The sequence below is a fragment of the Rhodococcus sp. DN22 genome, assembly GCF_036669995.1.
In the GTDB taxonomy this organism is placed as follows: domain Bacteria; phylum Actinomycetota; class Actinomycetes; order Mycobacteriales; family Mycobacteriaceae; genus Rhodococcus_F; species Rhodococcus_F erythropolis.
In genome coordinates this window covers 3,489,521-3,513,111 of sequence record NZ_CP133326.1, presented here as the reverse complement: position 1 = coordinate 3,513,111, position 23,591 = coordinate 3,489,521, and the positions used below count along the sequence as shown (strand labels likewise).

Annotated in this window: 24 protein-coding genes; 20 read left to right on the top strand and 4 right to left on the bottom strand. The window is 62.5% G+C overall.

Annotated elements, in window-relative coordinates; all coding sequences use genetic code 11:
- Positions 1 to 14: 14 nt before the first annotated feature.
- Genes RA302_RS16060 through RA302_RS16050 form a run of 3 tightly spaced genes read right to left on the bottom strand, consistent with a single transcriptional unit; the run spans position 15 to position 3,223 of the window.
- A complete protein-coding gene (locus tag RA302_RS16060) occupies positions 15 to 950 on the bottom strand; it encodes an NAD(P)-dependent oxidoreductase (RefSeq protein WP_054187433.1) in 936 nt (311 codons plus the stop codon).
- Complete coding sequence (locus tag RA302_RS16055) at positions 947 to 1,696, bottom strand: SDR family oxidoreductase (RefSeq protein ID WP_030536773.1); 750 nt, start codon at positions 1,694 to 1,696, stop codon at positions 947 to 949. Before RA302_RS16055 ends, RA302_RS16060 begins: the two co-directional genes overlap by 4 nt.
- 60 nt (positions 1,697 to 1,756) lie before the next feature.
- A complete protein-coding gene (locus RA302_RS16050) occupies positions 1,757 to 3,223 on the bottom strand; it encodes an aldehyde dehydrogenase (protein ID WP_030536772.1) in 1,467 nt (488 codons plus the stop codon).
- 217 nt (positions 3,224 to 3,440) lie between these two features.
- Here RA302_RS16050 and RA302_RS16045 point away from each other — a divergent pair, with 217 nt between their 5' ends.
- From RA302_RS16045 to RA302_RS15950, 20 genes are all read left to right on the top strand, one after another.
- A complete protein-coding gene (locus RA302_RS16045) occupies positions 3,441 to 4,298 on the top strand; it encodes a mycofactocin-coupled SDR family oxidoreductase (RefSeq protein WP_047272231.1) in 858 nt (285 codons plus the stop codon).
- Between the two features lie 136 nt (positions 4,299 to 4,434).
- The gene (locus tag RA302_RS16040) at positions 4,435 to 5,001 is read left to right on the top strand and encodes a TetR/AcrR family transcriptional regulator (RefSeq protein WP_024487471.1); all 567 of its coding nucleotides are present in this window, start codon (positions 4,435 to 4,437) and stop codon (positions 4,999 to 5,001) included.
- Positions 4,998 to 6,203 carry a cytochrome P450 gene (locus RA302_RS16035; RefSeq protein ID WP_003944019.1) on the top strand — a complete coding sequence of 402 codons (1,206 nt, stop codon included), beginning with the start codon at positions 4,998 to 5,000 and terminating at the stop codon, positions 6,201 to 6,203. The genes RA302_RS16040 and RA302_RS16035 overlap by 4 nt, the downstream gene beginning before the upstream one ends.
- Positions 6,203 to 7,009 carry an SDR family oxidoreductase gene (locus tag RA302_RS16030; protein ID WP_003944110.1) on the top strand — a complete coding sequence of 269 codons (807 nt, stop codon included), beginning with the start codon at positions 6,203 to 6,205 and terminating at the stop codon, positions 7,007 to 7,009. Before RA302_RS16035 ends, RA302_RS16030 begins: the two co-directional genes overlap by 1 nt.
- Positions 7,006 to 8,400, top strand: a complete 1,395-nt coding sequence (locus tag RA302_RS16025; protein ID WP_007728646.1) for a cytochrome P450 — start codon at positions 7,006 to 7,008, stop codon at positions 8,398 to 8,400. Before RA302_RS16030 ends, RA302_RS16025 begins: the two co-directional genes overlap by 4 nt.
- Positions 8,401 to 8,402: 2 nt before the next feature.
- Positions 8,403 to 8,594, top strand: coding sequence for a ferredoxin (locus RA302_RS16020; RefSeq protein ID WP_020907945.1), 192 nt, complete (start codon positions 8,403 to 8,405; stop codon positions 8,592 to 8,594).
- Between the two features lie 37 nt (positions 8,595 to 8,631).
- Entirely contained in the window at positions 8,632 to 9,183 is a 552-nt protein-coding gene (locus RA302_RS16015) for a nuclear transport factor 2 family protein (RefSeq protein WP_338477308.1), read from the top strand.
- Positions 9,184 to 9,188: 5 nt separating this feature from the next.
- Complete coding sequence (locus tag RA302_RS16010) at positions 9,189 to 10,436, top strand: hypothetical protein (protein WP_083291592.1); 1,248 nt, start codon at positions 9,189 to 9,191, stop codon at positions 10,434 to 10,436.
- Positions 10,437 to 10,462: 26 nt separating this feature from the next.
- Complete coding sequence (locus tag RA302_RS16005; RefSeq protein WP_070161383.1) at positions 10,463 to 12,100, top strand: acyl-CoA synthetase; 1,638 nt, start codon at positions 10,463 to 10,465, stop codon at positions 12,098 to 12,100.
- 53 nt (positions 12,101 to 12,153) lie between these two features.
- Positions 12,154 to 13,407 (top strand): cytochrome P450, encoded by a 1,254-nt coding sequence (locus RA302_RS16000; protein WP_030536770.1) that lies wholly within the window; start codon positions 12,154 to 12,156, stop codon positions 13,405 to 13,407.
- Positions 13,408 to 13,468: 61 nt separating this feature from the next.
- Positions 13,469 to 14,182, top strand: a complete 714-nt coding sequence (locus RA302_RS15995; RefSeq protein ID WP_176742009.1) for an ABC transporter permease — start codon at positions 13,469 to 13,471, stop codon at positions 14,180 to 14,182.
- Positions 14,179 to 15,051, top strand: coding sequence for an ABC transporter permease (locus tag RA302_RS15990; protein ID WP_083291584.1), 873 nt, complete (start codon positions 14,179 to 14,181; stop codon positions 15,049 to 15,051). The genes RA302_RS15995 and RA302_RS15990 overlap by 4 nt, the downstream gene beginning before the upstream one ends.
- 9 nt (positions 15,052 to 15,060) lie before the next feature.
- Positions 15,061 to 16,230, top strand: coding sequence for an MCE family protein (locus RA302_RS15985; protein ID WP_070161385.1), 1,170 nt, complete (start codon positions 15,061 to 15,063; stop codon positions 16,228 to 16,230).
- Positions 16,227 to 17,249 carry an MlaD family protein gene (locus tag RA302_RS15980; RefSeq protein ID WP_007728666.1) on the top strand — a complete coding sequence of 341 codons (1,023 nt, stop codon included), beginning with the start codon at positions 16,227 to 16,229 and terminating at the stop codon, positions 17,247 to 17,249. The genes RA302_RS15985 and RA302_RS15980 overlap by 4 nt, the downstream gene beginning before the upstream one ends.
- A 5-nt stretch (positions 17,250 to 17,254) precedes the next feature.
- The gene (locus RA302_RS15975; protein WP_050794052.1) at positions 17,255 to 18,268 is read left to right on the top strand and encodes an MCE family protein; all 1,014 of its coding nucleotides are present in this window, start codon (positions 17,255 to 17,257) and stop codon (positions 18,266 to 18,268) included.
- A gap of 26 nt (positions 18,269 to 18,294) precedes the next feature.
- Complete coding sequence (locus RA302_RS15970) at positions 18,295 to 19,530, top strand: MCE family protein (RefSeq protein ID WP_228232691.1); 1,236 nt, start codon at positions 18,295 to 18,297, stop codon at positions 19,528 to 19,530.
- Positions 19,527 to 20,660 carry an MCE family protein gene (locus RA302_RS15965; RefSeq protein ID WP_176742006.1) on the top strand — a complete coding sequence of 378 codons (1,134 nt, stop codon included), beginning with the start codon at positions 19,527 to 19,529 and terminating at the stop codon, positions 20,658 to 20,660. The genes RA302_RS15970 and RA302_RS15965 overlap by 4 nt, the downstream gene beginning before the upstream one ends.
- Positions 20,657 to 21,976 carry an MlaD family protein gene (locus tag RA302_RS15960; RefSeq protein WP_070161389.1) on the top strand — a complete coding sequence of 440 codons (1,320 nt, stop codon included), beginning with the start codon at positions 20,657 to 20,659 and terminating at the stop codon, positions 21,974 to 21,976. Before RA302_RS15965 ends, RA302_RS15960 begins: the two co-directional genes overlap by 4 nt.
- On the top strand, positions 21,943 to 22,479 hold the full coding sequence (locus tag RA302_RS15955) for a hypothetical protein (RefSeq protein WP_256261724.1): 537 nt from the start codon (positions 21,943 to 21,945) through the stop codon (positions 22,477 to 22,479). The genes RA302_RS15960 and RA302_RS15955 overlap by 34 nt, the downstream gene beginning before the upstream one ends.
- On the top strand, positions 22,476 to 22,943 hold the full coding sequence (locus RA302_RS15950) for a hypothetical protein (RefSeq protein ID WP_070161393.1): 468 nt from the start codon (positions 22,476 to 22,478) through the stop codon (positions 22,941 to 22,943). The genes RA302_RS15955 and RA302_RS15950 overlap by 4 nt, the downstream gene beginning before the upstream one ends.
- Here RA302_RS15950 and RA302_RS15945 read toward each other — a convergent pair.
- Positions 22,940 to 23,530, bottom strand: a complete 591-nt coding sequence (locus tag RA302_RS15945; protein WP_003943994.1) for a TetR family transcriptional regulator — start codon at positions 23,528 to 23,530, stop codon at positions 22,940 to 22,942. The genes RA302_RS15950 and RA302_RS15945 overlap by 4 nt on opposite strands.
- Positions 23,531 to 23,591 lie beyond the last annotated feature (61 nt).

The following is a 23,591-nucleotide window of genomic DNA, read 5'->3' as shown; positions in this document are numbered from 1 at the left end:
GTGAGTGGTGTCGGTCATGCGTGCTCCCGAATAGTAGATGCCGTTGAAGGTTCGGCCGACCTGTCTTCGCTGTCATTCCCGACGCCCAGACCGGCACCGAGTCCGGCGAGCGCAAGGTGCGCGAGCGGCAGGTCGAGATTCAGCCGATCACCGAGGTCGATGGCCAAGGCCAAGTCCTTCTCCCCGAGATTGCGAACATGCCGCAGTATCGAGAACCACGGGTCGTCCTCCGAGACCGGTGCGGTGGTGTCGCGGAGCATGATCGCGCCCGCGCCACCGGTGATCGCATCGGTGTGCCTGACGACCTTTCCGAGCGTGCGGAGATCGAGTCCTGCTGCTTCGGCGAGTCGCGCGGCCTCGGTCGTGGCGGTGAACGAGACGAAGTGAAGAAGGTTGCGTGCGAGCTTCATTCGCGTTCCCGCGCCGACGTCACCGGCGTGAACCACCAGCTCGGCCCAGGATCCGAAGGGCTCGCGGACGGCTTCGAACGCCTCGTCGGAGCCGCCGATCATCACTGCCAGCCTGCCCTGCGCTGCGCCGCCGGCACCGCCACTGATCGGCGCGTCGACCAGCAGAACACCACGCTGTTGACAGATGTCAGCGAGTTCCACCGCCGTGGTGTCCGAGATAGTGGAGTGAATCGCGACGACAGTGCCTGGCTGTGCGGTCGACAGAATCCCGTGCGGCCCGCACACAACCTCGCGTACCTGCGCGTCGTCGAGCACCGTGACGGAGATGATGCTCGCCTGCGCTGCAACGTCGGCGGGCGTCGATGCTGCGCTCGCGCCCGCAGCGGTGAACGGTTCGAGCGCTTCTGCGCGGGCATCACACACCACCAGTCCGCCCGGCCAGTCCAGGAGGCGCTGCGCCATCGGCGCGCCCATGTTGCCTAGGCCGATGTATCCCAGTCTGGTTTTCGAAGCGCTGGCTTTCGGCGCCGATTGCGTCATGACCGGTACACCTGGCCTCCGTCGACGTTGAAGATCTGCCCGGTCACCCAGCCTGCGTCGTCGGAGAGGAGGAACAGGCACATGCCGACGAGATCGTCCGGTGTTCCCATGCGCTGCAACGGGATTCGTTTCACCATGTCCTTGACGATGTTGCCGGGGGTGACGGTTCGAGTCGCCTCCGTGTCGATAGGGCCGGGAGCGATGGCGTTGATCCGGATGTTCGACCAGCCGAGTTCGGTCGCGAGTTGTTGTGTCAGGCTGTTGACGCCGGCCTTCGCGAGTCCGTAGTAATTCGAGTACAGCCAGGCTGCTGTGGAGGACTGGTTGACGATCGAACCGCCCTTCGCTCGCATGTGAGGTACTACCGCCCGGCACACGTGCAATGCGCCGTCCATGTTGACGCTCATGAACTTTCGGTAGTAGTCCCAGTCCACCGTCAACAGGGAATCGATCTTCATTCCGCCGTAGATGGCAGCGTTGTTCACCAGGTGCTCGATGCTGCCGAACTGCTCGATCGTGAAGTCGGCGAGTGCCGCAGTCGACTCCCCGTCGGCGACGTCGACGTCCTTGAACACGGCATTTCCGCCGTCCGCGTTGATCTGCTTGGCGACTGCTTCACCGAGTTCGCGATTGAGGTCCGCCACGACCACGTTGGCCCCCTCCGCGGCCAGAGCGCGGGCATACGCCTCTCCGATACCCTGCGCTGCTCCGGTGACTATCGCGGTGCGACCGTCGAAACGTCCCATGTCGACCTACTTTCGTGGTGATCATTCTGTGGTGAGGGTGTGGGGTGAGGGTGTGGAATGTCAGGAAGGTGAAGCGACGAGCTTGGTTTCGAGGTATTCCTCGAAACCCGCGAGGCCCATTTCGCGGCCGATCCCGGATTGTTTGTAGCCGCCGAACGGTGCGTCGGCCGAATACCAGACGCCGCCGTTGACGCTCAGCGTTCCGGTTCTGACACCGGCAACGACGTGCGCGACGCGATCGGGATCGGTGCCCCACACCGACCCGGACAGGCCGTAGGGGGAATCGTTGGCAATCCGGATAGCGTCGTCGTCGTTGTCGTACGGAAGGATCACGAGGACGGGCCCGAAAATCTCCTCCTGCGCTACGCGAGACGAGTTGTCCAGCCCGGCAATGAGAGTGGGTTCGACGAAGAAACCCCTCTCGCGATCGTCGGGACGGCCCCCACCCGTCACGATCGTGCCGCCCTCTTCGACCGCGAGGGCGAGGTAGCTCTCCACCCTGGCGCGCTGGCGCGCCGAGATGACCGGGCCACACACCGTTCCGCGCGCGCTGGGGTCGCCGGCTCGGATACCCGCCATCGCGGCAGATGCCGCGGCCAGAGCATCGTCGTACCGAGAGCGCGGCACCAGAAGTCTGGTACTGAGCGCGCATCCCTGACCGGCATGAACGCAGACGGAGAACGCGGCAACCGAGCATGCACCCTTGATGTCCGCATCGTCGAGGACGATGAATGCGGACTTACCCCCGAGTTCGAGGAAGACCTTCTTGAGAGTTTGCGCGGCCGTGGCCATCACTGTGCGTCCGGTGGCGGTGGAACCGGTGAAGGACACGAGATCGACGCGCGGATCGCTGCACAGCTGCGCGCCTAGGGAGTGATCCGTCGACGTCACGACGTTGACTACGCCGGCCGGGATCTCGGTTTCTTCTGCAATCACCTTGGCGACCAGCGCGGCGCACCAGGGCGTGTCCGGCGCGGGTTTGAGAACGATGGTGTTGCCGGCTGCGAGGGCGGGACCGAGCTTGGCGAAATTGATCTGGTGCGGAAAGTTCCACGGTGTGATTGCGCCGACGACGCCGACGGCTTCCTTGAGCAGTCGGCGATGGGTCGGAATCCCCATGGGTGACGCGTGCCCGAGATCTTGTTCCCACGAATAGGTTTCGATCAGATCGGCCCAGTAGCGAAGATCTTCGATCGGGCCTTCGAGTTGCGGACCGCTCGTCAGCATGACCGGTGCGCCGACCTCGGCGACGGTGATCTCACGCAACTCCTCGATGTGGGACTGGAGTGCATCGCACAGTTGGCGCAGGCAGCGAGCGCGAAACCCGTGATCGCGTGCCCATTCGGTGTCGTCGAACGCACGGCGCGCAGCGGCGATGGCCGCGTCCATGTCCGCGGCGGTGCCTTCGGCCGCACGGCCGATCAGTTCCTCGGTCGCCGGGTTGAAAACTTCGAAGGTCCCGCCGGATCCGGGAACCAGTTTTCCGTCGACGAGAAGTGCAGAACTGTCTGCGGGTCGAAGCGTCATAGCGCAAACCCTCTCTTTCTGGACATGTGTCTGGACTCTAGTTCACACTTGTGGTTGAGGCAATGGTTTTTGGGGCATAAGAGATTTCGAGAGCCCAGCAGTCTCGAGAGGGTCTCGGATCTGCTTCGACGAAAAGCGCCTCGTGTCCGGTGCGGCGCCGCTACGGTTCACCGCACATTCACAACCACGTCTTCACATCCACAGGAGAGAGGTCGAAATGAACAGAGTTGACGGAAAAGTGGTGTTGGTGACCGGCGCTGCTCGAGGTCAGGGGCGCAGTCACGCCGTCCGTCTCGCGCAGGAGGGCGCGCACATCATCGCCTTCGATCTGTGCGCAGACATCGCCAGCAACGAATACCCGCTCGCCAGTCCAGCCGATCTGGAGGAAACCGCTCGCCTGGTAAAAGAGGCCGGGCAGCAGGTGGTGACGGCGCGTGTCGACGTCCGTGATCGCGCCGGACTCGAAACAGCACTTGCCGAGGCGGTAGGGCAGTTGGGCGGATTGCATGTCGTCGTGGCGAACGCCGGTATCTGTCCGCTGGGCAAACACGTGTCGACCGCCGGTTTCGTCGACGCCTTCGATGTGAACTTTCTCGGTGTCGTCAATACAGTGCACGCGTCGATGGAATACCTCGGCGAAGGGGGTTCGATCATCGCGATCGGCTCTGTTGCCGGTCTGGTGCCGCAGACCGGATTCAACGGGCAACAGGCGCTCCAGGGTCCGGGTGGCGACGGATACGGCCTGGCCAAGAAGCTGATTCAGGCCTACACCAGTTCGTTGGCGCTGACCCTCGGGCCGAGTTCCATTCGCGTCAACGCGATTCATCCGACCAATGTGAACACCGACATGTTGCAGAGCATGCCGATGTACCGGACGTTCCGTCCCGACCTCGAGAATCCGACCGCCGAGGATGCGGCTGTGACGTTCCCGTTCATGCAGGCGATGCCGATCCCGTGGGTCGAACCCGCGGACATCTCGCATGCAGTCGTGTATCTGTCCTCGGACGAGTCGCGATTCGTCACCGGCCAGCAACTGCGCGTGGACGCTGGTGCCGGGATGAAGATCGGTCTGTAGTAGAACTTTTCGCGTCGCTGCTGCCTGTTCGTGGTGAATTTTCCAAGTTTCCCCATTTCGTTGCCCTGGACAGGACGCTGTAGTAACGTCCAGACACGTGTCCAGCAAACGGGGCGATTCAAGTGGCGGGGGATCGATTGTCTACGAATCCACGCGCAGGCGCCTCACGGGCAAACAGGCGGAAACTGTGGCCAGGCTTGCCGAAGCAACAGTGAAAGTTCTACGCAAACAAGAGTTTTCCGGGCTGACTGTCCGTTCGGTTGCGGCCGAAGCGGGTGTAGGAACTGCGACCGCCTACACGTATTTCGCGTCCAAGGAGCATCTCGTCGCAGAGGTTTTCTGGCGAAGACTTCAGAACTCGTCGGCGCCTGATGGCTCAGGGTTGGATCGCACCGCGCACGTGCTGTCTGTACTTCGAAATATCGCGCTGCTTCTCGCGGACGAACCGGAGGTATCGGCCGCCGTGACCAATGCACTGCTCGGATCCGACCCTGAAGTGGAACATCTTCGCGGCCGGATCGGGCTCGAGATCCATCAACGACTCGCCTCGGCGTTGGATCCGAATGGCGAACCCGAAGTGTTGGAAGCGCTCGAAATGCTTTATGCCGGGGCGCTTCTGCGGGCAGGGATCGGCTACGGAACCTACGCGCAAATCGCTGGACGCCTCGAGGCCTCAGCTCTACTGATCCTGGAGAAATCATGACAGAAGCTTTGATCGATCCGGTGGTCTTCAATCCGTACGACTACCACTTTCACGACGATCCGTATCCGACGTACAAGCGTCTGCGCGAAGAATCACCCCTGTATCACAATCCGGACGTGGGATTTTGGGCATTGTCGCGATATGCGGACGTGGTCGACGGATTCAAGGACAACAAGCGTCTGTCGAGCGCAAACGGAGTATCACTCGACCCCGCAGCCTACGGTCCACACGCGCATTATGTGATGTCGTTTCTCGCTATGGATGATCCCCGCCATATGCGGTTGCGCCAGTTGGTTTCTCGCGGATTCACACCGCGGCGTGTTGCGGAGCTCGACGGCCGGATACTCGAACTGACGAAGCAACATCTGATACCCGCGCTGGGCGCGGGGGAGTTCGACTGGATTACGGAGGTGGCGGGAAAGCTGCCGATGGACGTCATCTCCGAACTCATGGGTGTCCCCGAACCCGACCGAGCCGAACTGCGGCGCAAGGCGGATCTGGTGGTGCATCGAGAGGCGGGTGTTCTCGACGTGCCGCAACCTGCGGTGGAGGCTTCGATCAGTTTGATGGGCTACTACAAGGAGATGATCGCGCAGCGTCGCCGATCGCGGACGGACGATCTGACCTCGGCCTTGCTCGACGCCGAGATCGACGGAGACAAGCTTTCGGACCAGGAGATCCTCGGATTCATGTTTCTGATGGTCGTGGCCGGAAACGAGACCACGACCAAGCTTCTCGGAAACGCTCTGTACTGGGGTTCGCACCACCGGGAGCAGATCGCACCGGTCCTCGACGATCCCGAACGAGCCTCGGAATGGGTGGAAGAGACTCTTCGCTACGACACGTCGAGTCAGATCGTGGCTCGGACTTCGGTTGTCGACCTCGAATACCACGGGCGCACGATTCCGGCGGGGGAGAAGGTCCTGCTCCTGATCGGATCGGCCAACCGAGACGCCGACGTCTTCGACGATGCCGACAGCTTCCAGATCGGCCGGAGTTCGTCGGGCAAACTCGCGAGTTTCGGTGGTGGCGTGCACTTCTGCCTCGGTGCCCACCTTGCCAAGCTCGAAGCCAAGATCGCCCTGGCGGAGTTCGGGCGTCGGGTCAGCGACTACGAAGTCGTCGAGTCCGGAATCGAGCGTGTTCATTCGACAAATGTCCGGGGCTTTGCGGCCCTGCCGGTGAAAGTGCAGGTGCGCTGATGCCTCGTTTCGAACCCAATCCTGTTCGCCGGCCGGCACTGATCAGTGGTGCGTCGTCGGGAATCGGCACAGCCACCGCGTATGCCCTGGCCGAACTCGGGCATCCGGTTGCACTCGGTGCGCGTCGAGTCGCCGAATGCGAAGCCATCGCCGAGAAGATCCGCAGCAACGGTGGTGAAGCGTTCGCCCACTTCCTCGACGTCACGGACGGTGATTCGGTCGACGGGTTCGTCTCGGCCGCAGAGGCAGTCCACGGCCCCGCGGAAATCGTCGTCTCCGGTGCCGGAGACCTCGAATTCGGGGCTGCGGACGAGATGAATCCTGAGGCGTTTCTACGGCAGATCCAAGTTCACCTCGTCGGTGCGCAGCGATTGGCGCATCGTGTTCTCCCCGGTATGAGGCAACGACAGCGCGGTGACTTCGTACTGATCGGCTCGGATTGTGCCGAGCGCCAGCGTCCACTCATGGGTGCGTACGACGCAGCGAAGGCCGGGCTCGAGGCAATGGGGCGTCAGATGCGAATGGAGCTCGAGGGAACAGGCATTCGCGCGTCGATCGTGCGACCCGGGCCGACACTGACCGGCATGGGGATGGACACGACGCCGGAGATCATCGGACCGGTCGGGGAATCGTGGAGCAAGTGGGGGTTCGCCCGCCATGGTTACTTTCTGCGCGCCTCGGACATCGCCAATGCCATCGTCGCCGTTGTGTCGGCGCCGCGAGGAGCACACATCGTGCTCGTCGAAGTTCAGCCCGAGGCGCCACTGGACAAACTTCCCACTGCGAACTCACAGGAGACGACATGACGCACGGAGTGCAAGAGACGTCGCGAACACTGCCAGAGCCGCCGCGGGTGTCCGGCGGGGATCTCCCGCACGGGCATCTCGAGGAACTGCGAACCGACCCGATAGCGCTCATGCGCCGGGTGCGTGAGGAATGTGGTGACGTCGGCGCCTTTCAACTTGCCGACCGCACAGTGATCTTGCTGTCCGGAGCCGAGGCAAACGAGTTCTTCTTCCGCTCCACCGACGAGGATCTCGACCAACAAGCGGCTTACCCCTTCATGAAGCCGATATTCGGTGAAGGCGTCGTCTTCGACGCCAGCCCGGAGCGGCGTAAAGAGATGCTGCACAACTCGGCTCTGCGCGGCGAACAGATGCGCGGGCACGCCGCCACGATCGGCCGCGAAGTCGAGGCGATGGTCGCGCAGTGGGGAGACGAAGGCGAGATCGATCTGCTCGACTTCTTCGCCGAGCTGACCATCTATACCTCGTCGGCGTGCCTGATCGGCAAGAAGTTCCGCGACGAACTGGATGATAGCTTCGCCAAGCTGTATCACGAGCTCGAACAGGGAACGGATGCATTGGCTTTCGTGGATCCGTACGCGCCGATCGAGAGTTTCCGCCGCCGCGACGAGGCCCGGTTGGCGTTGGTCGCTCTGGTACAGGACATCATGAACGGGCGCATCGCGAATCCTCCGCAGGGCAAGGATGACCGCGACATGTTGGACGTGTTGGTCTCGGTCAAGGACGAGAACGGCGACCTCCGGTTCAGTGCCGACGAGATCACCGGAATCTTCATCTCGATGATGTTCGCCGGCCACCATACGACTTCCGGCACGGCAGCGTGGTCGCTGATCGAGATGTTGCGGCATCCCGACACCATGACGGACGTCGTCGACGAACTCGACAATCTGTACTCCGACGGCGCCGACATCAGTTTTCATGCCCTGCGCCAGATTCCGGTTCTCGAGGCTGTGGTCAAGGAAACCCTTCGACTGCATCCGCCGTTGATCATCCTGTTGCGGGTGGCACGTGGAGATTTCGAAGTGGGCGGCTTCGAGATCCGAGAGGGCCATCTTGTCGCCGCGACACCCGCGATCTCCAATCGAATCGCCGAGGACTTTCCCCGGCCGGACACCTTCGATCCCGGGAGGTACATCGACCCGAATCAAGAGGACATCGTCAACCGCTGGACGTGGATTCCGTTCGGAGCCGGCCGGCATCGCTGCGTCGGCGCTGCGTTCGCCCAGATGCAGCTCAAAGCGATCTTCTCGATCCTGCTGCGGGACTTCGAGTTCGAGATGGCGCAGCCGTCGGAATCCTACCGAAACGACCACAGCAAGATGGTCGTCCAGTTGCAGCAGCCGTGCGCGGTGAGGTACCGGCGCCGAACACGTCCCGGGCGTGAGGGGTGATCATGCACGTCGAAGTCGACCTCGACCTGTGCCAAGGCCATGCGGCGTGTGAGCTGGAGGCACCGGAGATCTTTGTCGTCCCGAAGCGGGGGAAGGTCAGTCTTCTGGACTCGGACCCACCCGAGTCGCTCCGCGGTGAAGCCGAGATGGCGGTCAGGTACTGCCCGACCGGCGCCCTGAGAATTGTCGATTGATTGCAGCGAATTCATGTGCTCGAGGGAGGAAGTTCAGATGACGGGTTTCGACCGCGCAGAGCTCGACGAGATGGTCCAACGCTGGATCGAGGCGAACAAAAAGGCCGAAGCCGCCGGCGATTGGAAACCGTTGGCGGACATGTATACCGAGGACGCCACGTACGGGTGGAACTACGGCCCCAAGCAAGATTTCATGGCGGTGGGGCGCGAGGAGATTCGCGAAGTCGCGCTCGGTCTCGAGATGAAGGGCCTCGAAGGCTGGGAGTATCTGTATCAAGACTTTGTGATCGACGACCGTAGCGGAAACGTGATCGGCTTGTGGAAGCAGATTTCCGATGCCAAGCGTGAGGACGGTAGCAACTACTCCGTCTACGGTATCGGTGGTAGTTGGTTCCGCTACGGCGGGGATTTCCAATGGTCGTGGCAGCGTGACTTCTTCGACTTCGGGAACGTGTCGGCACTGTTCATGGAGATGATCGGCAACAACGCTCTCTCGAAGGGGATGCAGGGCCGGATCCAGCGATCGATCTCGGGCGACCCGCTACCGGGCTGGTATCCGGTGGGCACCGCGCCGGTTTCGCTGTGGTGAGTCCGATGTCGGTGCGCGATTCCTTCGAGGCACTCTCGCAGCGCGACCTTGCCGTGCTGGTGCCCGAGTTGCTCCTGTGCGGGCAGCTGATCGATCGCTCGGGCATGGCGCATCTGATCGTCGAATTCGGACGCGAGGGTATGGCACAGGTGGCCGTCGAGGAGTGGGAGTCGGCCAGCCCCTGGTACACCCGCCGCATGCAGAAGGCTCTCGGATACGAGGGCGACGACGTCGTGACGATCTTCAAAGGATTACAACTCGACATCGGCGCTCCTCCACAGTTCATGGACTTCCGATACCGGGTCGACGATCCGCTGCACGGTGAATTCTGGCTCGACCATTGCGGAGCACTCATGGACGTCGAGCCGTTGGGCGATGAGTTCGTGACCTCGATGTGTCACGACATCGAGGATCCGACTTTCGATGCAACGGCCATCGCGACCAACCCGCGCGCCCAGATCCGGCCGATTCACCGACCACCGCGCAGGCCCGCCGACCGACATCCGCACTGCGCCTGGACCGTTTCCATCGACCCGTCGCACACGCCTCCCGTGATGACCGCGCACACCGAGCGGATCGGACGCACCGCCGCGGTGACGGTCGAGCTGAGCCCGATCGATCACGGTGGGGACGGTAGGGCGGACTACTCGGGTCCGTTGTTGTCCGACCTGAGGTTTTCCGACTTCTCGCGATCAGCCTTGGTTCGTATCGCAGAGGAGATCTGCGTGCAGCATCATCTGTTGGCGTTGGGCTTTCTGGCAGCGGTTCGCCGCCGTGCCGACGAAGACAAGGCTCGCGAGATCACGCGAAAGCAATTGACCGGAATCGCGGGAGTTGCGGCACAGCGTATTCGAGATGCGCTCGGGCTTCCTTCGACGCTGGAATCGTTGGCATTGGTCCTGTCCGTGCATCCCTTGCTGAATCCGAAGCAGTATGTGGAGAGCGAGTTTCGACAGGACGGCGGTGCTCTGGAGCTGCGGATCTCGCGAGAAGCTCTTGTCGACCGCGACGGCGGTTGGCCGACCTTGCTCGGCAGCGAGCACCTTGATCCTCTCCAAGCTTTGGTCCGCGGCGTGAATCCGCACTTCACCGTGAGAGTGGTGGCCGAAGATGCCGCGGGGCTTCTTCTGGCCGTCGACATCACCGAGGCTCCCGCTCCGGAATGCGTCGAAGTCGCCATCACGAAGGTCAGTACCGGCGCGGCATTCGTATTCGAAGATCGCGGAATCCCCTTGCCTCTCTTCGTCGTCTGACCGGCCGAACCCGAAGGACTCAACCTATGGCGTACACGTTTGCAGACCTGTTCGAGCATTCCGTCGATGTGATGCCCGATCGCCTCGCGCTGATCGTTTCCGGCGAGGAGGTGACATACCGTGAGCTCGACGAGCGGGCCAACCGATTGGCGCATTACTTCCAGTCCGTCGGGTTGGGTGTCGGTTCGCACATCGGTATTCAGCTGCACAACTCGATCGAGGCGATGGTTGCTGTCCTCGCGGCCTTCAAGATCCGCGGCGTTCCCATCACGGTGAACTACCGCTACACGAGCGACGAATTGGTTTATCTGTACGAGAACGCGGATCTCACGGCGTTGGTTTTCCATCGTGGTTTCGCTGAGCGGGTCGCCGAGGCCTTGGTGGCCACGCCGCGGGTCAAGTACGTGATCGAGGCGGCGGACGAACTCGCTCTCGGGAACGAACCGTCGATTCCGGGGGCAGTGGCGTACGAGGATGCGCTCGGCAACCAATCCTCGCTTCGCACAGGTGAACATGCATTTCCCGAGCGTTCCGGCGACGACGTCTACGTTCTCTACACCGGCGGAACAACCGGACGACCGAAAGGCGTCGTCTGGCGGCAGGAAGACATCTGGCGCGTGTTGGCCGGCGGTTACGACTTCTATTCGGGTGAGCCGATCGCCGACGAGTACCAGCAGTCGCGCGGTGGCGCCGCGGCAGCCGAACCGATGCGGTGGTGCATGCTTCCACCGCTGATCCACACCTCGGCACTGATGCCGACGTTCAACGCTCTGTTCTCCGGAAACACCGTCATCTTCGAACCGAAGTTCGATGCGGCGCAGGTCTGGAAAGTCGTCGCCGAATATCGCCCGCAGGTCATGGTCATCACCGGCGACGCCATGGGCCGTCCACTGGTCGAAGCCCATCACGAATTGCAACCGGATGCGTCGAGCCTGGCCGTGCTCGCCTCCGGCGCTGCGCTCTTCTCCGGATCGGTCAAAGATGCGTTCTTCGACGTCTTTCCGAATCTGATGATCTCCGATTCGGTTGGATCGTCCGAAACAGGCTTCGGCGGAATCGGATTCGCAACCAAAGGGCTCGAGCAGCGTGGCGGACCCAAAGTGGGCGCCAACAGATTCACGGTCGTCGTCGACGACGACAACCGAGTGTTGGAGCCGGGCTCGGGCGCCGAAGGATGGCTGGCGAAACTCGGAAACGTTCCACTCGGCTACTACAACGATCCGGTGAAGTCGGCCGAGATATTCCGCGAGGTGAACGGCGCGCGGGCAGTGGTGACCGGAGACCGGGCGCGGATCGAGGACGACGGCTCGGTCACCCTCGTCGGACGGGGAAACATGGTGGTCAACACCGGCGGCGAGAAGGTCTTCGTGGAAGAAGTCGAAGCCGTGGTGAAGGCCCATCCCGACATCTACGACGCGACAGTGATCGGTGTTCCGGACGAGCGGTGGGGCAATCGGGTGGCGGCGGTGCTTCGCATCCGCGACGGTGTGGAACCGGATTTCGAATCCATCGAGAAGCACGCCCGCAGTCACCTCGCCGGCTACAAGATTCCGCGTTCCTTCTGGATCGCCGACGAGGTCGTTCGAGCGCCGAGCGGCAAGCCGGACTACCGCTGGGCCAAGGAGTTCTCACAGAACAGCGACCCGGTCCACCGGATCGACTAGCGCTCACACGCAACACCCGGCACCCGGCACCCATCCGTAAAGGAGCATCTGCAATGCCTGAGATCGACCTTCCCGACGGGTTCGACGTGACCGACCCGCATCTGTACGGCGAGCGCGTCCCGCTTGCCGAGTTCGCCGAACTACGACGATGCGCTCCGGTCTGGTGGAACGCCCAGGAACCGGGTACCGGCGGATTTCACGACGGTGGTTGTTGGGTTGTCTCCCGCCACGCAGACGTCCGCGACGTCTCGTTGCGCAGCGAGGAGTTCTCGAGCAACGTCAACGGCTGCATTCCGCGGCATGAAGACAACATCTCGGCGGAGGAGTTGGAGGCGACAAAACACGTCCTCATCAACAAGGACGCCCCTGAGCACACACAGCTGCGCAAGTTGGTGGCGCGCTTGTTCACTCCGCGGTCGGTGGAAGCGATGCGGGCCGGGTTGGAAGCGCGGGCAGAAGACATAGCGTCGGCTGCCGTGGCGGAAGGTAGCGGTGATTTTGTCAGCCAGGTCGCCAGCGAGTTACCCATGCAGGCGATCTCGGAGCTGATCGGTGTACCGCAGGACGGGCGCCGTCAGCTGTACGAATGGTCGAATCAGATGACGGGATACGACGACGAGTCGCTCGCCGGCGAGTCTCGGATGGCGTCGGCGCAGATCCTGGGCTACGCCTATCAACTGGCTGAGGCGAGACGGGAGGAACCGCTCGACGACATCATCTCACGCTTGGTGCATGCCGACATCGACGGGCAGAAACTCACCCCGGAACAGTTCGGTTTCTTCGTCATCATGTTGGCTGTCGCGGGCAACGAAACGACGCGAAACGCAACGACACTCGGCATGATGGCATTTCTCGAGCATCCGGATCAGTGGGAATTGTACAAGCGCGAGCGTCCGCGCACCGCCGCGGACGAGATCATCCGCTGGGCTTCGCCACTGACGTCGATGCAACGAACAGCAGTGGTGGACACACAGATTGCCGGCACTGCGATTGCGAAGGGGCAGCGCGTCGTACTGCTCTACGGCTCGGCGAACTTCGACGAAACCGTCTTCGGGAACCCCGACGTCTTCGACATCACCCGAGACCCGAACCCGCACCTCGCGTTCGGAGGAACCGGGCCGCACTACTGCGTCGGCGCCAACCTGGCCAGAATGGAGGTCGATCTGATCTTCGGCAAGATCGCCGATCACATGCCCGACATCAGCAAGCTCGGCGATCCGAGCAGGCTCTCGTCCGGTTGGCTCAACGGGATCAAGGAATTCAAGGTCGACTACGGCAACTCCACGTCATGTCCTTCGGGGCATTGACGTGTACAGCGGAAGAGTTGCACTTGCGGGCCCGATGCGCGAACTCGGCCAGTTCTACCGGATGGGCGCCGATGTCGCAGTGGGCTTGTTCCGCAACCGCTTTCAGGTGCAAGAGTTTCTCGAGCAGAGTTGGATGATCGCCCGGGTGTCGATCGTGCCGACAGTGTTGGTAGCCGTGCCGTTCACGGTCCTGGTGAGTTTCACCCTCAACATCCTTCTCCGCGAAATCGGTGCCGCCGACCTCAGCGGCGCCGGGGCCGCGCTCGGCGCCGTGACTCAGGTCGGTCCGGTGGTGACGGTGCTGATCGTGGCAGGTGCGGGCGCGACAGCCATCGCCGCCGATCTGGGATCGAGAACGATTCGTGAAGAGATCGACGCCATGGAGGTGCTCGGGATCGATCCGATCAATCGGTTGGTGATTCCGCGGGTGGTCGCGTCGACCGTGGTGGCTTTGCTGCTCAACGGACTCGTCTGCGTCATCGGCATCGCCGGCGGTTACGCCTTCTCGGTGTTTCTCCAGGGCGTGAACCCTGGCGCCTTCGTCGAGGGAATCACGTTGCTGACCGGCCTGCCCGAGGTGGCGTTGTCGATGGTCAAAGCTGCACTGTTCGGGATGCTGGCGGGATTGGTGGCCTGCTATCGCGGACTGTCGGTACGGGGTGGGCCGAAAGGCGTGGGGGAGGCCGTCAACGAAACGGTGGTGTACGCATTCATGGCGTTGTTCGTCGTCAACACCATCGTCACCGCGGTCGGCATCCGATTGACGGCGGGGTGATCGAGGTGACGCTGTCGGATTCGCTGGCACAAATCGGCAAGTTCGGACGCACGCGGGCGCGGGTGGCTCGAACGTCACGCTCGATCGACGATGTCGGGCGACAAGCTGTCTTCTTCGCGCGCGCCATCGCTCACATCCCGTGGGCAATTCGCAAACACCCCAAGGAAGTGTTGAGACTGGTAGCCGAGATCAGCATGGGCACCGGAGCTTTGGCAGTGATCGGCGGCACGGTTGCGGTCGTGGGATTTCTGACTCTCGCCTCGGGCGGCACCATAGCGATCCAAGGTTTCAGCTCACTGGGAAATATCGGAGTCGAAGCGCTCACCGGATTCTTCTCCGCCTTCATCAACGTTCGTATCGCCGCGCCGGTCATCGCGGGAATCGGCCTGTCGGCCACGATCGGAGCAGGTTCGACCGCGCAGATCGGTGCCATGCGCATCAGTGAGGAAATCGACGCCCTCGAATCGATGGCGATCAGTTCGGTCCCGTACGTCGTCAGCACCCGCGTCACTGCGGGGATGCTGGCGATTCTGCCGTTGTACTCCCTGGCACTCGTAGGATCTTTTCTGGCCGGAAGGTTCACCACGGTCGTCCTGTTCGGTCAATCGTCAGGGCTTTACGACCACTACTTCACGACGTTCCTCGATCCGGTCGATGTCGCATGGTCCTTCGTTCAAGTGCTCGTGATGGCACTACTGGTGATGCTGATCCACACGTACTACGGATACAACGCGTCCGGGGGACCGTCGGGCGTGGGAACTGCAGTGGGCCGCGGGGTTCGGCTCTCGCTGATCTGCGTCGTGGCAGTGACCCTGCTCGTCTCACTCGCGCTCTACGGCGGTTCCGGCAACTTCAATCTGTCCGGTTAGGGGGACTGCGTGCACAGATACGGCTACAAGTTGGCTGCTCTGGGCTTGGCTGCGGCGATCGTCGGGGTCATCGCTTTGTCGGTCGCGTCTTTCAACCAGGTGTTTGTCACTCGCGTCCCGATCACGGTGATCGCGGAGCGCGCGGGGCTCGTGATGGATCCGGGCGCGCGGGTGAAGATGGCCGGGGTGACCGTGGGCTCGGTGGAGTCCATCACGCCGACTGACTACGCCACCGCGCAACTGTCGTTGTCGATCGATCCCGAAGCGCTCGAGTCGATTCCGTCAAACGTGGATGTGGCGATCACGTCGAACACGGCCTTCGGCGCGAAGTTCGTCAGCCTGTCCTCGCCGGAGCAGCCGAGTAGTGCGCGACTTGCCGCCGGGGCGACGATCGACGCATCCCGGGTGACCGTCGAGCTGAACACGGTGTTCGAGAAACTCACCGCCGTGCTCCGGACGGTGGACCCGGGCAAACTCGATTCGACATTGGGTGCCCTCTCGACTGCTCTGCAAGGACGCGGCGAACGGCTCGGGGTCGCACTCGAACAAGCAGATTCCTCCTTGCTCGAATTCAACACTGCACGTGAGGCTCTCGATCATGTGTTGACTGACCTGCCAGCCGTCACGCAGACCTACCGCGACGCTGTTCTCGACTTGATGGACACCCTCGACTCGCTCACGACTACGGGAATCACTGTTCTCGACGAGCAGCAGAATCTTGATCTCCTCTTGCTCAACGTGATCGGGGTCGCCCGCACCGGAGAAGATGTACTGGGAGCCAACGCCGACGGTATCGACACCGTTCTGTCGTTACTGCGGCCGACCACCGCACTGCTCGAGGAATACTCCCCGGTGATTCCCTGCATGTTCCACGGACTTCAGGAGAGCAAGAAGATCGGCGACGGCGCCTACAACGGACAACCAGGAATCAAGATGTCGATCGGTCTGATCGCCGGAACCGAACCGTACCGATATCCCGACGACCTTCCGAAGGTCGCGGCAACCGGTGGCCCGCAGTGTATGGGCCTTCCACTGCGCGACCCGAACGTCAATGCTCCGTACCTGGTGACCGACACCGGGGTGAATCCGTTTGCGCCCGAGCGTCAGCCGAATGGTGGGCAACCGATGAACACGGTCCCGGATCTGATGAGCTACCTGTTCGGGACGGAGATCCGATGAAAGTTCGTGGGTACACCGTCAAGTTCGGAATTTTTGTTCTGGTGATGATCCTCGTCAACGCCGGGCTGATCCTCGTGTTCGGCCAGATGCGAGGTGGCGACGCGAGGTCGTACTCGGCGGAGTTCGTCAACGCCTCCGGGCTCAGAGCCGGCGACAAGGTGCGCATCGCCGGTGTGCCGGTCGGTTCTGTCGGCTCCGTCGAATTCGGTGGGAATCACCGTGCCCACGTGAGTTTCAGTGTGGATACGGGTGACACCGTGACCGTATCGACCAGAGCCGCTGTTCGATATCAGGATCTGGTGGGTAATCGATACCTCGAATTGCTCGACGATCCGGGGATCGCGGAACCGCAACCGGAGGGCGAGAGCATCCCCGTCGATCGCACCGCACCGGCACTCGACCTCGATGCGCTACTCGGTGGTTTCAAGCCGCTGTTTCAAGCCCTGGACCCGGAGCAGGTCAACGCGTTGTCGATGTCCTTGCTCGAGGTGTTTCAAGGCCAGTCCGGAACTGTGGCATCGGTGCTGGCGCACACCGGATCGATTACGAACACTCTCGCAGACCGCGACCAACTGATCGGTCGAGTGATCGGCAACCTCGACGGTGTGCTCAGCGAATTGCGCAGCCGCGGTGGTCAGTTCAGTGACACTCTCGATCACCTACAACAGCTGGTCAGCGGGCTCGCGGCGGACCGGGAGATGATCGGGACTGCCGTCGAGAGTGTGAACACCGCATCAGGCACCTTCGCCGATCTCCTCGCCGGAGTTCGCCCGGACATCGCGGGAAACCTATCGAAGCTGGACGCAAGCCTGAATCCGCTGATCGAGCAACAGAGTGAGCTCGATCGGATTCTCGCGTCCATGCCCTCGAACTACAAGCAGCTGATCCGAGTCGGCTCGTACGGGTCGTTCTTCAACTTCTATCTGTGCGGAATCGCACTGAAGGTCGACGGTGCCGACGGTACGCCGCTCACTGTCGACCTGGTGGATCAGACGACCGGAAGGTGCGCACCACGATGAGAGAGATGGCACAGAGCCAGGCCGTACGCGTGGGGGTCGTGGGATTGGTCGTCACGGCCGCCGTCGTATTGGCATCGCTCCAGTATCAGAATCTGCAGTTCCTGAAATCGGGTGTCGGGTACAGCGCGGTGTTCGCCGACGCCAGCGGTCTCGCGCCGGGAGACGAAGTCAACGCCGCCGGAGTGAAGATCGGAACGGTGGATCGGATCGAGGTCGAGCACGGACTCGCGCGCGTGGATTTCACACTGGAAGGCTCGATCGGTTTGGGAGAAAGCACATCGGCGGCCGTCACCACGATGTCGTTGCTCGGCAAGCGAGCGGTATCGCTCGATCTGGACGGTCCGGGAAGGATCGCGGTCGGCGGTGAGATCCCGGTCGAGCGAACAAGATCGGCGTACTCGCTGCCCGACGTGCTCGGTGACCTCACCACGACGGTCGAGGACATCGATCTCGACCAACTCTCCGAATCGCTCGACGCAGTGGGGCAGGTGATGTCCGACAGTGCGCCGAACCTGAGGCCGGCGCTGGACGGTGTCGCACGGATCTCCGACAGCGTCAATAGACGCGACGACATGTTGCGCACCTTGCTGTCCGATGCAAACGACGTCGCCGGGACGCTGGCCGAGCGTGGACCACAGGTCAACGCGCTACTCGTCGACGGCAACGCCTTGTTGGGAGAACTGGATCGGCGACAGGCGGCGCTGGGGGAAGTGATCACGAACATCTCGGCGTTGTCGACCCAGCTGAGCGGACTCGTCCACGACAACGAGGCGCAATTGCAGCCGGTCCTCGGCAAACTCGACACGGTTGTCGGAATTCTGCAGAACAACAAGGACAACCTTTCTCAGGGAATCGACGGTCTCGGTACGTACGTGGGCACGCTCGGTGACACCGTGGCCAGCGGCCCCTTCTACTACGCCTACGTTCAGAACCTGGTGCCAGCGCAATACACCCAACCGTTGATCAACGCGATGTTCGGGCTACCACCTGCGCCGCTACCGATTCCGGAGGTTCGATGATGGGTGCCTTACGAGTTCGCAAACCGGTGAACTGGCGTCGAATCGCCGTTGTTGGTGGAAGCGTCATCGGTGCGGCGATCGTCGTCGTGTCGGGATACCTTGCGGTGCAACATCTGCGCTACTACAACGTGACGGCCTACTTCACCTCGACGACCGGTCTGTATGTCGGTGACGACGTTCGTGTCGTGGGAGTCGACGTCGGCCGCGTCACCGCGATCGCCCCACAGGGAGATCGAATGCGCGTCGAACTGAAATTGGCGCGCGAGGTTCCCGTCGCCGAGGACGCGAAAGCGGTGATCGTTGCCCAGTCGCTGGTCTCGGCCCGCTTCGTGCAGTTGACGCCGGCGGTGACGGACGGCGCCGACGCACTGAATGACGGTGCGGAGATCCCACTCGACAGAACGGCCGTCCCGGTCGAGTGGGACCAGATCAAGGAACAGCTGGGCCGGGCTGCCGATGCTTTGGGTCCCGTCGGGGACGATCGCGGTCCCGCCGCCAACTTCCTCGACGGTGCCGGATCCGCACTGGTCGGCAACGGGGAAGCGCTGGGGCGCTCGGTGACCGAACTCTCGGAGGCTATGAGCACACTCGACGAAGGCGGAGCCGATCTGTTCGGCACCATCCGCGGCCTGCAGACCTTCACGACCGCACTCGCCGCAAGCGACGAACAGATCGTTCAGTTCCAAGGACGACTGGCAAATGTCTCGAGTGTGCTCGCCGAGAGCCGGACGCAATTGGCTCCGGCTCTCGCCGATCTGGACGCCGCCGTCGTCGACGTACAGCGGTTCGTCGAACAGAACCGAACCGGCTTGACGGAGCAGATCGCGAAGTTGGCCGACGTGTCCCAGGTATTGGTCGACAAGCGCGCAGGTCTCGAGAAGGTACTGCATCTGGCTCCGACAGCGTTGTCGAACTACTACAACGTCTACCGGCCGGCCCAAGGAGCGATGGTGGGTGTGCCCGCATTCCAGAACGTCGGCAACCCGATCGACTTGATCTGCGGCGGAATCGCCGGCCTGGCCAACGACACCTCGAAGAAGGGCGCGGATTTGTGCATCGAATACCTCGGCCCGTTGCTCAACACGATCAAGGCCAACTACCCGGACCTGAGCATCAATCCGACCCGGGCGCTCGGCGCTCTTCCGGACCAACTGGTGTACAGCGAGCCTGATCTGGAACCGACTGGCGCCTTGGGCTTTCCGACGGTACCGGTTGCGTCGAGTCTGACCGGACTGATCATGCCGTCGACAGGATCACGATGACTGCCCGCTGGTGGGGAACAGTGTGTGTGGCGGCGAGCGCCGTGCTCGTTCTGACGGGTTGTCAATGGAGCGGGCTGAATTCGGTGTCGCTGCCAGGCGCGGCCGGCCGCGGTGAGGGAAGTTTCTCGGTCGTGATCGAGATGCCCGACGTCACGTCGATCAGTCCGAACTCTCCGGTCATGGTCAACGACGTGACAGTCGGGAGTATCAGTGCGATCGAGACCGACAACTGGCACGCACGAGTGACGGTTGCGCTCGACGGCTCGGTGTCGCTGCCCGCCAACGCGACTGCCAAGATCGGCCAAACCAGTCTGCTCGGGTCCAAACACGTTGCGCTTGCGCCGCCTACCGATGTTGCGCCGGAAGGGCGGTTGTCGGAGGGATCGGTGATCCCCCTCGCGTCGGCCGGCGTCTATCCCACCACCGAGGAAGCGTTGACGGCACTGTCATTGGTCCTCAACGGCGGCGGGCTCGCTCAGATTCACAGCATCACCACGGAGCTGAACACGGCGCTCGGCGGACGGACGGATGCGGCGCGCGACCTGCTGAGCCAGATGGACACCGTGACCGAGACACTCGACCGTCAACGCGAGGCGATAGTCACGACCATGGAGAATCTCGACGTGTTCGCCGGCGAGATCACGGCTCAGCGAGACGTTCTCGGTGAGGCGTTGGAGACCCTCGATCCAGCCTTGGCGGAACTGAGCGCCCAACGCGTCGACCTGACCACCGCCCTCGATGCGGTCGGCAGGTTCGGGGACGTCGGGACCGATCTGGTCGACCGGACCCGCGACGATCTGAAAGCCAATTTGAGCTCCTTGGAATCGACGCTGCAGAAGGTGGTCGAAACAGGACCGGACCTGATCAACAATTTGGGCAATCTGAGTACATTCCCCTTCCCCCAGACGACCATCGACGACGGAATGCGCGGTGATTACACCAATTTGTGGGCACTGATCGACCTCACGAGTAATCGTCTCCAGTCGGGGCTCGGCTTCGGCACTCCGTTCGGGGCGCCGCAAACCCCCGTGGAGAACGGAGTACTGGTCGATCCCTTGACCGCCCCACTCGGCCCAGGGCAGCCCGGCCCACTTGGCACAGCGCAACCCGCCCAGGGAGGTGGACGATGATTCTCACGAAGTTGGTGCGAAGGCAATTGACGATCTTCGCGATCCTGGCGGTGATAGGCATGAGCGCAGCGGCTATCTCGTACCTGAGAGTTCCGACCATGCTCGGCATCGGGCGCTATTCGGTGACAGTCGAACTGCCCGACGCCGGCGGCCTGTATCGGAACGCGAACGTGACCTATCGCGGCGACACCATCGGTCAGGTCAGGTCGGTGCGTCTGTCTCCGGGAGTGGTAAGCGCCGAATTATCTTTGGAGAGTGCGGTTCCCGTTCCCTCCAGCGGGCTCACAGTAGCGGTGCGAAGCGTGTCGGCAATCGGCGAGCAATACGTCGACATGCAACCGAGCACCGCGGACGGACCCTTTCTGACCGACGGAGACGTGATCGGCCCCGACGCTGTCACGATCCCGACCGAGATCGGACCGGTCCTCGATCAGGCGCAGGCGATGCTCGCATCCGTACCGCGGGACAAGTTGCGATCGGTGATCGACGAGTCCGCGGCAGCTTTCGGAGGCAGGGGAGAGGATCTGGCTCGTCTGCTGGATTCGACCACTTCGTTCGTCGATCAGATGTCCGCTGCCACAACGCCGGCTACGACGCTCGTACAGCAGTTGGATCCGCTCCTGCAGACCCAGGTGGTGACGGGCGATCAGATTCGCCAGTGGGCGTCCAGTGTCGCTCAACTCAGTGGACAGTTGGAGGTCGCCGACGGGTCCGTGCGCAATATCCTCGAGACCGGACCGGGCTTCGCGACTGAAGCCGACCTGCTGTTTCAAGGCCTCAAACCCACTTTGCCTGTGCTGCTTGCCAATTTCACCAGCACCGCTCAGGTGGCTTTGACGTACAACGCCGGGTTGGAGCAGGTGCTCGTAATCTTGCCGCCACTGGTCGCGGCACAGGAAACCGTCGTACAACGCGGGCAGGTGGACGGCGCCGCGAACGTCAACTTCCATCTCCAAGCGCAGGACCCTGCGGCGTGCTCGACCGGTTACCTTCCGGCCGATCAGCGACGGGACCCGACCCAGACGAGTGTGCCGGACACCCCGGCTGATCTGTACTGCAAAGTGCCACAGAACTCGGTCTTCGCCGTTCGTGGATCTCGGAACATTCCCTGCATGGAGGTACCGGGCAAACGAGCACCGAGCCCGGAGATCTGCCGGAGCCCCGAAGCGTACGTGCCGTCGGGGACCAATGCGCCCGGCGAGTTGTACACCGGGCCTGACGGAGTCGACTATCAACACACGGAGTTGGCTCCGGCTGACTCCGGTCCGGGGGAGGGTGAGCCGTGGCAACAGTTGCTGACGCCGACGAATCGCTGAGAGGTGAGGTGCTGGATCCGGTCGGAGGGAAGCGCGGTGTACTCACTGCCCTGGTCTGGATTGCACTCGCGGCTCTGAGCGTCGTTGTGGTCTTCGGTGCTCTGGCAGTTCAATCCGACCGGGCGCGCGAGACCCAGCGTCAAGAGTACGTCGACGGTGCGGTCGCAGGAACCCTTGCCCTGATCGACGTTCACTCCGCCACAGTCGACGAGAATCTCGCGACGCTACAGGCCCTGAGTACGGGAGCCTTTGCCGACGAACTGAAGTCCGGCGAATCTGCGTTCGTCGCGTCCATCCGTGATTTTGCCGTCGATTCCGACGGTCGTGTCGACACCGCAGCGTTGGCATCGGAATCCGGAACCTCGGGGGTGGTACTGATCGCCGCCTCTGCTCAGGTCGCCAATTCAGCGGGAGAGTCTTCGGCGCGAACCTACCGTCTTCGCGTCGGTGTCGAAGAGGTCGACGGTCGGGTACTGATGTCGAGTGTGGAGTTCGTCCCGTGAAGCGCGTGGTCTTGGCGTTTGCAGCGCTGATCTTGGTGGGAGCCGGCGGGACTCTGCTCTGGAGTCACCACCGTTCGGCAGCAGCCGAAACCGCACGTGCCGAGGTGATCGGTGTGGCGCCGATGCTCGTCGAGAAGCTCTTGAGCTACAACAGCGATACCGTCGACGACGACCTCGCACGAGCGGCCGAAGGCGCCGGCGGATCGTTTCAGGACAGTTTCACCGAATTCGGATCGAAAACAGTTGCACCCCAGTCGAAGGAGCAGGGAATCAGCACGAAAGCCCGAGTCGCCGATGTCGGTGTGCTCTCCGTTGCTGCGGACCGCGCAGAAGTGCTCGTGTTCGTCGATCAGATCACGACGAGTGCCGCGCAACCGGCACCTGCGTCGACGTCGAGCCGAGTCGAGGTGACGCTCGATCGAGTCGAGGGAACATGGTTGGTGAGTGCCATGACTCCGGTCTAGTGGAGGTTGTCGCGACCCGCCATGATCAGCCTGGCAGTGACTTCGAGCCGGTCTGCGATCTGCGAATAGGACTCGTAACCCATGCCGGCTCGAACAAGCGCTCCGGACCAGGAGATTTCGAGTGCTTCGAGTACGTCGGGATCGTACGACGGACCCAGTGCCTCGATGAGCCGCTCGCGGATGTTCTTGCCGATACGTCCCCGAAGGTGTTCGACGTCGGGATCATTGCCCATCATCGCCGTGGTCACGGCCGCGGCCAGCTCCGGTTCGTCGGAAACGAGGAGTGCGACGCTTCGAAGGACCGAGCAGACCTGCGCTTCTCGTTCCGCCTCGGGGGAGGGCTCGTGAGGTACCGCGTCGAGGCGACGCCAGAACAGTTCTGCCACAAGGTGACTCTTGGACGAAAAATAGGTGTATGCCGTGGCTGCGGCGACACCGGCTTCCGCTGCCACCATTCGTACAGTCAGATCGGCAAACCCTTTGTCGCGCAGGACCGTGATCGCTGCCGCGGTCAATCGATCGACGGTTTCGGCTTGCTGCTGTGTGAGCCGTCGACGAGTGGACTCGAACTTGGTCTTACCAGACATGTGTCCAGACACTACGGGATCAGACCCGTGCGAGCAAAGTGTGCGCTATCGCTGCTCGTTC